Annotated in this window: 8 protein-coding genes and 1 pseudogene; 5 read left to right on the forward strand and 4 right to left on the reverse strand. The window is 71.5% G+C overall.

The annotated features are described in order from the left end of the window. Positions 1-77 precede the first annotated feature (77 nt). The 3 genes from M4J07_RS44215 to M4J07_RS44225 form a co-directional block, all read right to left on the reverse strand. Positions 78-962, reverse strand: a complete 885-nt coding sequence (locus tag M4J07_RS44215; protein WP_255982321.1) for an alpha/beta fold hydrolase — start codon at positions 960-962, stop codon at positions 78-80. A 95-nt stretch (positions 963-1057) separates the two neighbouring features. Further along, a complete protein-coding gene (qcrB, locus tag M4J07_RS44220) occupies positions 1058-2683 on the reverse strand; it encodes a cytochrome bc1 complex cytochrome b subunit (protein WP_255982323.1) in 1626 nt (541 codons plus the stop codon). Between the two features lie 175 nt (positions 2684-2858). After that, positions 2859-3797: a 2-hydroxyacid dehydrogenase gene (locus tag M4J07_RS44225; protein WP_255982325.1), complete on the reverse strand. Its 939-nt coding sequence runs from the start codon at positions 3795-3797 to the stop codon at positions 2859-2861. Between the two features lie 307 nt (positions 3798-4104). On the opposite strand from M4J07_RS44225, the gene M4J07_RS44230 reads away from it, so the two are divergent. From M4J07_RS44230 to M4J07_RS44240, 3 genes are all read left to right on the forward strand, one after another. Continuing rightward, complete coding sequence (locus tag M4J07_RS44230; protein ID WP_255982327.1) at positions 4105-4857, forward strand: class I SAM-dependent methyltransferase; 753 nt, start codon at positions 4105-4107, stop codon at positions 4855-4857. Between the two features lie 129 nt (positions 4858-4986). Continuing rightward, positions 4987-6711, forward strand: coding sequence for an L-aspartate oxidase (locus M4J07_RS44235; RefSeq protein ID WP_255982329.1), 1725 nt, complete (start codon positions 4987-4989; stop codon positions 6709-6711). A 199-nt stretch (positions 6712-6910) separates the two neighbouring features. Continuing rightward, positions 6911-7855 (forward strand): RNA polymerase sigma-70 factor, encoded by a 945-nt coding sequence (locus tag M4J07_RS44240; RefSeq protein ID WP_255982331.1) that lies wholly within the window; start codon positions 6911-6913, stop codon positions 7853-7855. 7 nt (positions 7856-7862) lie between these two features. Here the strand turns inward: M4J07_RS44240 and M4J07_RS44245 are convergent, their stop codons facing one another. Further along, positions 7863-8786 (reverse strand): RNA polymerase subunit sigma, encoded by a 924-nt coding sequence (locus M4J07_RS44245; RefSeq protein WP_255982333.1) that lies wholly within the window; start codon positions 8784-8786, stop codon positions 7863-7865. A gap of 195 nt (positions 8787-8981) precedes the next feature. On the opposite strand from M4J07_RS44245, the gene M4J07_RS44250 reads away from it, so the two are divergent. Further along, on the forward strand, positions 8982-9305 hold the full coding sequence (locus M4J07_RS44250) for a hypothetical protein (RefSeq protein ID WP_255982335.1): 324 nt from the start codon (positions 8982-8984) through the stop codon (positions 9303-9305). Between the two features lie 168 nt (positions 9306-9473). Further along, a pseudogene (locus M4J07_RS44255) lies at positions 9474-9656 on the forward strand (hypothetical protein); the annotation flags it as partial.

The raw sequence follows: 9656 nt of genomic DNA on the forward strand, positions 1-9656 counted from the left end.
TGTGACACCGCGAAGAGCCGTGCGGACGGGCGCGCGGCAAGCGCGCCCGTCCGCACGGGATCCGTCTCGTAGAGGCGTCAGCGCACCGCGTGGGCCGCGTCCTCGATGACCTCGGTGACCTTCCCGGGCTTCGAGACGCTCACCGCGTGGGAGGCCTTCACCTTCGAGGTGTGGGCGTGGGCCCGCTTCGCCATGAACTCCTGGGCGGCGGGCGGGATGTTGAGGTCCTGCGTGGCGACCAGGACCCAGGAGGGGATGGTCTTCCAGGCGGGCTCGGCCGCGCCCTCGGCGAGGGCGGCGTCGGTGACGGGGCGCTGGGTGACGGCCATCAGGTCCGTCTCGTTGCGGGGCACGTCCGCCGCGAACTGGTGGTGGAACTTGTCGTTCTGGATGTAGAGGTCGTTGACCTGGGAGCCGTCGGCGTTCGTGGTCGGCACCGGACGCAGCGCGTCGCCGAGGGTGCTGCCGGGGAACTTGCCCGACAGGTCGACGGCGCTCTCGCCCTTGTCCGGGAGGAAGGCCGCGAGGTAGACGAGCGCCTTGACGTTGTCGTTGCCGGTGGCGGCGTTGCTGATCACCGAGCCGCCGTACGAGTGTCCGGCCAGGACGATGGGTCCGTCGATGCCGGCCAGGACCTCCTTGAGGTAGGTGGCGTCGCCGGTCAGGGAACGCAGCGGGTTGGCGACGGTGACCACCGGGTACCGGTCGTGCCGCAGCTTGCGGATGACGTCGTTCCAGCTCGTGGAGTCGGCGAACGCGCCGTGGACCAGGACGACGGTGGGCTTGGGCGCCTGGGTGGCGGCTCCCTTGTCGGCAACTCCCTTGTCGGCGGCGGCCGGGCCGGTCGTGGTGACGAGCAGGCCGGCGAAGATGCTGGCCGTGGCGAGGGCGGTGAGTCCGGTGCGGGTCCGGTTGGTGCGCGAGGTACGGGTAGTACGCGCGGTACGGGCAGTACGGTCCATGTCGGTTGCCTTTCGGGCGGGGTCGGGGCCCGCGTCTCCCGGGCGGGAAGCGGGTGGGGTGTCGGCGGACGGCCACTCGGCCGGCGCCGGGCAGGTCAGGGGTGGTGCCGGCCGGTGAGTTGCTTGCGCTCGGCCGGCGAGGGCTTGGGGATCTGGGTGCCCGGGCCGTACAGGGCGCGGCTGAGCGCGACGCGCAGGCGGCGGGTGCGGGCGGGCGCGGGGCCGTCGGGGTTCCGATCGGGCCCGTAGTCCAGGGGCCGGTACTGCTCGTGGGCGGTGAGGGTGTGCAACCGCGCCTGGTCGAGGGGCTCGTGGACCTCGACGTACTCGCCGTGCGGCAGGCGCTTGATGACGCCGGTCTCGCGCCCGTGCAGCACCTTGTCGCGGTCGCTGCGCTGGAGGGCCAGGGCGAGGCGCTTGGTGATCACGAAGGCCAGGACCGGGGCGACGAACAGGCCGATGCGCACGGTCCAGGTCACGGAGTTGACGTTGACGTGCAGTTGGGTGGCGATCACGTCGTTGGCGGCGCCGACGAGTGCCACCGCGTAGACGCTGAGCCAGGCCACCCCCAGCGCGGTGCGCACCGGGCGGTTGCGGGGACGGTCCAGGAGGTGGTGGTCACGGTCGTCGTCCGTGACCCAGGCTTCGAGGAAGGGGTAGGCGCCCATCGCCAGGAAGAGCAGCATTCCGGCCAGCAGGGGCAGGAAGTTGTCCAGGGCCAGGGTGTGGCCCCACAGGTCGATCTCCCAGCCGGGCATGACGCGCAGCAGGCCGTCCGCGACGCCCATGTACCAGTCCGGCTGGGATCCGGCGGAGACCTGGTCGGGGCGGAAAGGCCCGTAGTCCCACACGGGGTTGATCTGGGCCACGGCGGCCATGAAGAAGATCACGCCGGACACGAAGCAGAAGTAGCCGGCGGACTTGACGGCATGCACCGCGAACGGCAGGCCGACGACGTTGTTCTCGGTCCGGCCCGGCCCGGGGTACTGGGTGTGCCGGTGCCGTACGGCCAGCGCCAGGTGACCGACCAGCACGGCGACGATCAGGGCGGGGATGACCAGTGTGTGGAGGGTGTTGAAGCGGGCGATCAGGTCCTCGCCGGGGAACTCGCCGCCGAAGAGGAAGAACGACAGGTAGGTCCCGACGACCGGGATCGACAGGAGCGTGCCGTTGACCACCTGGAGGCCGGTTCCCGACAGCAGGTCGCCGGGCAGGTCGTAGCCGGTCAGGCCCGCGAACATGGCCAGGACGAGGAGCAGGAACCCCAGCACCCAGTTCAGCTCGCGCGGCTTGCGGAACGCGCCGGTGAAGAACACCCGCAGCAGGTGCGCGAAGACCGCGGCGACGAAGACCAGGGCCGCCCAGTGGTGGGCCTGGCGGACGAGCAGGCCGCCGCGGACGTCGAAGGAGAGGTGCAGGGTCGAGTCGAAGGCCTGGGACACCAACTGCCCCCGCAGCGGCACGTACCGGCCGTCGTAGACCACGAGGTCGGCGGACGGGTGGAAGTAGAGACTGAGGTAGACACCCGTGATCAGCAGGACGACGAGGCTGTAGAGCGCGATCTCGCCGAGCAGGAACGACCAGTGGTCGGGGAAGACGAGGCGGCGCGCGGAGCGGGTCAGCCCCCGCAGGCCCGTCCGGCCGTCCACCCACGTGGCGAGTCGCTCCCCGCCGCGCCCCCGCTCCGGCTCCGGCTCGGCCGGCCCGCTCTCGTTGCCCATCTCGTCACCATTCGTTTCCGCGTCGCACCCGGGGGAGCCGATTCATCCAGAACTGCGCTGCCCGCACCGTCTGTACTGACTGCACCGACTGCACTGTTCCGGTGCATTCATGAACTGCTGTCCCAATCAAGACCGATGAGGCGGCAAAGGTGTGACACCGTCGTGCGGCCCGACGTCAGCGTGTGACCACGTTCTCCAGCTCCTCACCTGCGGCGAACCGGGCCAACTGCCGTCGCACGAGCGCTTCGAGACGGGGCCACAGGTCGGGGGTGAAGGCGCCGACGTGCGGGGTGATCAGTACGCCCGGCGTGGTCCACAGCGGATGCCCCGGCGGGAGCGGCTCGGGGTCGGTGACGTCGAGGGCGGCCCGCAGCCGGCCGCCGTGCACCTCCTTCAGCAGCGCGTCGGTGTCGACGACCGCGCCCCGGGACACGTTGACGAGCAGGGCGCCGTCCTTGACGCGGGACAGGAGTCCGGCGTCGAAGAGGTGGCGGGTCGCCGGGGTCAGCGGAGTGCACAGCACGATCACGTCGGCGTCCGCGATGAGCCGGGGCAGGTGCGCGACGGAGTGCACCGGCCCTTGCCGCGCGGCCCTGTCCGCGCGCCCGACGCGGGTGACGACGCAGCCGAAGGGCGCCAGGAGTTCCTCCAGCGCGGAGCCGACGGCGCCGTGGCCGACGATGAGCACGGACCGCTCGTACAGGGTCGAGTGGGTCCGGGTGTCCCAGTCCTCCCGGTCCTGGGCGCGGAGCGATTCCGGTATGCCCCGCAGGCCGGCGAGGATCAGTGTCAGGGCCAGTTCCGCCGTGCCGGCGGCGGGGACTCCGCGCGCGCTGCACAAGGTCACCTCGCGGGGCAGCCGGTCGAGTGCCGCCCTCAGTTCGTCGGTGCCGGAGCTGAGCGCCTGCACCGCCCGCAGCCGTGTCATCCGGGCGAGCGGTTCGGCGATGACGTCGATGTCCTTGGTGAGGGGCGGCACGTAGAACTCCACTTCCGCCGGGTCCGTCGGGAAGGCCGAACGGCCGTCCCAGCGGGCGTAGTCGAGGCCCGGGGGCAGTTCGGTGAGACGGCCGAACTGTGCGGGCAGCCATACCTGGGGGGATCGCGCGGTCATGACGACGTACTCCGCTCTGACGACGGTTTCGGGGCCGGTGCGCTCGGCCGGCCGGCGGGTCGGTGATCGGCCATGGGGCCACTGACCTGGGGCGCGGCGGGGTCGCCGGCGGGAAAGGGGGACCGGTCCGGTCACGCGGGCCGGGGACGGCCCGAGGAGGGGCCGACGACGGGTCCGGAGACGGGTCCACCAAACGGGTCCGGAGATCTGACTGCGCACCGTCCGCATCTGTGACAGCGGTGCGCGACTGCCATCCCCGTGTCACACACTATGCCCAGACGTTGTCATGTGGGACATGCACACTGTCATGACCAGAACGCCGAACATCCGACAGGAATCCGACTCCTACGCGGTGACCGCCGAGTTCTACGACATCCTGCAGGCCGACGAGGACGAGGCGCGGGTCCGCCGCCTGTACGGCCGTGAGATCGCCGGGGCCCGCAGCGGCGTGCTGGACATCGGGGCCGGTACCGGGCGGGTGACGATGCTGGCGCTGGCCGATTCCTGGGCCGACGTGCACGCCGTGGAGCCGGCCAGGGCGATGCGCACGTCGCTGCTGACCCGGCTCGCCACCCTGCCCGCCGAGCAGCGGGACCGGGTGACCGTGCACCCGCACCCCCTGGACGAGACGGCGCTGCACGCAGTCGCGGACGTGGCCGTCTGCCACAACATGATCGGTTGCCTGCCACCCGCCGTACGCGGGAGGTTGTGGTCCGCGATCAGCAGGGCCCTCACCCCGGGCGGTTCGCTGTTCGTGCAGCTGCCGCCGGCCCGGCTTCCGGTCCGCACGGTCGTGCGCCTGCTGACGGACAAGCGGGTCGGCGCGCACGTCTACGGCGGGCGCATGACGATGTCGGCCGCCGGCTACCGCATCCGCACCCGCGCCGACTACTGGGTCAGGACCGCGGACGACATGCTGCGGGAGCACACCGAGACGTTCTGGATGTGGCCCGCGACGCGCGCCCGACTCGTCGGCGAACTGGCCCCGCACGGGTTCGTCCCCCTCCCGGGCCGCGCCGACTCGGAGCTGCTGGCCGTGGCGCTCCGGGGCCGTCGGTGAGATGCCGGCCGGAAGGTGTGAGGCCCGCACACCCACGGTGTGCACCATGCTGACACGCGTGTCACAAACCGGCGCCCGCCCTGGTCACTTGTCCGTTACCCACCCAGAACGACGGGAGTGATCGTGGCCATGACCGAGAAACGGCTGTCCACCACGGTGCTGGTGATCGGCACCGGCGGAGCCGGCCTGCGGGCGTCGATCGAGCTGGCCGAGGCCGGCGTCGACGTCATCGCCGTCGGCAAACGTGCCAAGGAGGACACCCACACCTCACTGGCCGCCGGCGGGATCAACGCGGCGCTGGCCACGATGGATCCCGAGGACAGCTGGCAGCAGCACGCGGCCGACACGCTCAAGGAGAGCTATCTGCTGGGTGATCCGCGCACCGCCGAGATCGTCACCCAGGGCGCGGCCCTGGGGATCGACGACCTGGAGCGGTACGGGATGGCGTTCGCCCGCGAGGAGGACGGCCGCATCTCCCAGCGGTTCTTCGGCGCGCACAAGTTCCGGCGCACCGCCTTCGCCGGCGACTACACGGGCCTGGAGATCCAGCGCACGCTCGTCCGGCGGGCGAGCCAGCTGGACATCCCGCTGCTCGACAGCGTGTACATCACGCGGCTGCTGACCCACGACGGCGCGGTGTTCGGCGCGTACGGCTTCGACCTCGACAACGGCACCCGCCACCTCATCCACGCGGACGCCGTCATCCTGGCGGCCGGCGGTCACACGCGCATCTGGCGCCGCACGTCGTCGCGCCGCGACGAGAACACCGGCGACTCCTTCCGGCTGGCGGTGGAGGCCGGGGCCAGGTTGCGCGACCCGGAGTTGGTGCAGTTCCACCCCTCCGGCATCATCGAGCCGGAGAACGCCGCCGGCACCCTGGTCAGCGAGGCGGCCCGGGGCGAAGGCGGCATCCTGCGCAACGCGCTCGGCGAGCGGTACATGAGCCGCTACGACCCCGAGCGCATGGAACTGTCGACGCGCGACCGCGTGGCGCTGGCCTCGTACACGGAGATCAAGGAGGGGCGCGGCACGCCCAACGGCGGTGTCTGGCTGGACGTCTCGCACCTCCCCCGCCAGACGATCATGCAGCGGCTCCCCCGGGTCTACCAGACGCTCCTCGAACTGCAGATGCTCGACATCACGCGTGATCCCATCGAGGTGGCGCCCACCGCCCACTACTCGATGGGCGGGGTCTGGGTCCGCCCCGAGGACCACAGCACCGACGTGCGCGGCCTGTACGCGATCGGTGAGGCGTCCAGCGGACTGCACGGCGCCAACCGCCTCGGCGGCAACAGCCTCATCGAGCTCCTGGTCTACGGTCGCATCACCGGTCAGGCCGCCGCCGCCTACTCGGAGTCGCTCACGGCACAGCCCCGCAGCGCCTCCGCCGTGGCCGGGGCTCGCGCCGAGGTCGACGAGCTGCTCGCGGCGGACGGGCCGGAGAACGTGCGCGCCCTGCAGCGCGCCATCCGCAACACGATGACGGAGCACGCGGGCGTCGTCCGGGACGAGCAGGGTCTGCGCGCCGGTCTGGCGGAGCTGGACCTCATCGAGAAGCGCATGGAGAACGTCGGGGTCCACCCCGACATCGCCGGCTTCCAGGACCTCGCCCACGCCTTCGACCTGAAGTCGGCCGCCCTGGCGGCCCGCGCCACGCTCGAAGCGGCACTGGAGCGCCGGGAGACCCGCGGCTGCCACAACCGCAGCGACTTCCCCGACATGGACCCCGCGTTCCGCGTCAACCTCGTCTGGTCGCCGACGACCGGTGTCAGCCACGAGAGCATTCCCCCCGTCCCCGAAGAGATCGCCGCGCTCATGGCGGAGGTCTCCACCGAAGGAAAGCTCGTCGAGTAAGCGATGACACAAGGTGTGTCCCGCAACCTGCCCCACTACCTCTCCCACAACCTGTCCCACAACCTGTAACGAAGCATCCGTGTGCGCGGTCTCTTGGAACGGAGGTGCCCCGCGGGACCACGCACCGGAGCCCGGGCAGTCCCGGCCTGCGCATCGCCTCCGCCAAGAACCCGGCAACAGGAAACGGAGGCCGAAGGACATGCATCCAGAGGCGATCCCCATGGAAGGCGACCTGCACGAGGCCGTGTCCGTCTTCGTGCAGCTCCGGCCGCGTCTCTTCGGCATCGCCTATCGCGTGCTGGGCAGTGCGGCGGAGGCCGAGGACGTCGTCCAGGAGGTGTGGCTGCGGTGGCAGCGCACCGACAGGACGGTGGTGGTCAGCCCCGCCGCCTTCCTGTCGAGCGCCACCACCCGACTGGCCATCAACGTGGCCCAGTCGGCCCGGGTCCGCCGCGAGACCTACATCGGTCCGTGGCTGCCCGAACCCATCGACACCAGCAACGACCCGCAGGCCGGCGCCGAACGGGCGGAAGCACTGGAACTCGCCCTGCTCCTGGTGCTGGAGAAGCTCCCCCCGACCGAGCGCGCCGCCTACGTCCTGCGGGAGGCCTTCGACTACTCCTATCCGGACATCGCGCGGATCCTGGGGCTCAGCCCCGTCAACGTGCGCAAGATCGTGAGCCGGGCCCGCAAGCACCTCACCGAGGACCAGCGGGACAGTGTCGACGCCGTCGAGCACCGGAGGCTGCTCGACGCGTTCGTCACCGCCGCCCGGCACGGTGACATCGCCTCGTTGGAAGCGCTGCTCACCTCGGACGCGGTCAGTCTGTCCGACGGGAACGGCAGGCGCGGGGCGGCCCGCGTTCCGGTCATCGGCCGGGCCCGCGTGGCGAACCTGTCGACCGCCTTCCCGCGGTTCTGGCCGACGGTCGAGGTCGAGACGGTCGAGGCCAACGGCCGCGGTGGAGTCGTCCTGTACCGCGACGGCCGGCCCGCCACGTTCATGACCGTCGCGGCCACGCGCCGGGGCATCCATCAGGTGATGTGGGTCTTCAGCCCGGACAAGATCGCCGCGCTCCTCCGCTCCCGTGCGGGCTCCCGCTCGGGCTCGGGCTTGCGTGAGGTGGCCTTCAGCACTGTCTGACAAATCGTCAATTGCGTTTGGTGACAGGCCTGTTCCACGAGCGCAGCTTGTCCGGGTTGAGGACGGCCCAGATCTGGGCGACGCGGTTCCGGACCAGGTCGAGGGTGATCACTGCCGCCACCCGCTCGTCGTGGCGGGCGACCAGACCGGTGCGTCCGTTGACCGGCCACGTGTCCACGGTGGTGCGCGGCTGGGCGGAGAGCAGAGTGAGCAGGCTCCGGGCCACGGGGGCGGCGCCGGTGACGGGCCTGGTCTGCGTACGGACCTTGCCGCCGCCGTCGAAGTACACGGTGACGTCGTCGGCCAGCAGCGCCACGAGACCCTCGTGGTCCCCGTCGGCGCACGCCTGCCGTACGGCCCGCGCGGTCTCCTCCTGCCGACGCGGTGATGCGGGCCGGCCGCTCCGGGCACGCAGACCGCGCAGGGCTGTGTCCGCCGGGTCCGCCGGGTCGGCCGCGGGCGGCTGGGATCGCACCGCGCCGCCCGGAGCCGTGGGCGTCGGCGTCGGCGCTCCGAAGACACCGTCGAGTACGAACGCGGCGCGCTGCGCCGGTGACAACGTGTTCACCGCGCGCAGCAGCACTTCGCTGACCTCGCCCGCCAACCCGTCGCCGTACGGTCCCCGGCGGCGTGCGGAACCCTCCGTGTCAGCGGCCTCACGGTCCCCGCGGTCCTCTCGGTCCTCGCCGTCCGGACCGAGCGGGGCCAGCCGGGCCAGCGAGAGGCCGCCCACGACGTGGGTGAGCCAGGTGCGCGGCGTCCGTATGCGCGACCGCTCACCGTCGGACAGTCCGTACCACTCCCGGTACGCCTCGTCGGTGACGCGCTCGGCCGTGACCCGGCTGCCCAGCATCCAGCGCGCGACCTCCACCAGGTGCCGCCGCTCGTCGAGCAGTTCCGCGAGCGGCACGGTGTCACCGATGTGCTCCATACCGGCTCCCCCTTCCGCACGGAACGTTACCCGCCGCGAACTGCCGTGACGCAGCAGCCGTACGACAGTTGTCACAGCTTCCGCCGCTACCCGGTCAATGCGGTATCGACGGTTCGCGGTGGTCTCTCTGACCAGGGCGCCGCCGCGACGAAGGAGGAGCATGGCCGGGACACACTTCAGGGGAGGGGCACGAGGATGACACGCAGCGCCGACCGTCCGACCGACTCCGACGCCCACACCGACACCGACGCCGACACCCACCCCCGCACCGACACCGCTGCCGTCACCGCTGCCGACACTGCTGCCGTCACCGTCTCGCTCGCCGCGGAGGCCGCCGTCCTCGAGGGACGGCTGAGTGTGCTTCGAGAGGCGATCGACGAGGTGGACGCCCAGATCCGCGCGGTGTCCGAGAAGATCCGACGGCTGCCGCGGTCCGTGGCCGGGCCCGGTGCCACCGGGATACCGGTGTGTGAAGGGAGCGACGGGGGGCTCGCCCCCTCACACACGGGCTGTCGCTGACGGTCCGCGAGAAACGGTGTGCTCTCCGTGGGCCCGCCCACTCTGTTCCCGCACCGGTGGGACCGCTGCCTATGATGTTCGGCAGCATCCCCCCGGTGCCGCGCCGGGTGGCGGGCCAGGACATCGAGCGGTCCCGCCAGGACAAGGGGTTGAGGACGAGAGGAACCCATGGTCTCCGTGACCCCGACGGCCCGGAACATCGAGAGCACGGCCGAGAGCCTCCAGGAGGACCTGGCCCGGCTGGAGATCCAGAAGCAGGCGCTGGAGAGGGAACTGGCCGCGGTCACCGCCCACCTCGGTTCCGTGCAGCTGGCGCTCGACGCGCTTCAGGCCCTCATGCCCGGATCCGGC

Source organism: Streptomyces longispororuber, from assembly GCF_024448165.1.
Classification (GTDB): Bacteria; Actinomycetota; Actinomycetes; order Streptomycetales; family Streptomycetaceae; genus Streptomyces; species Streptomyces longispororuber_A.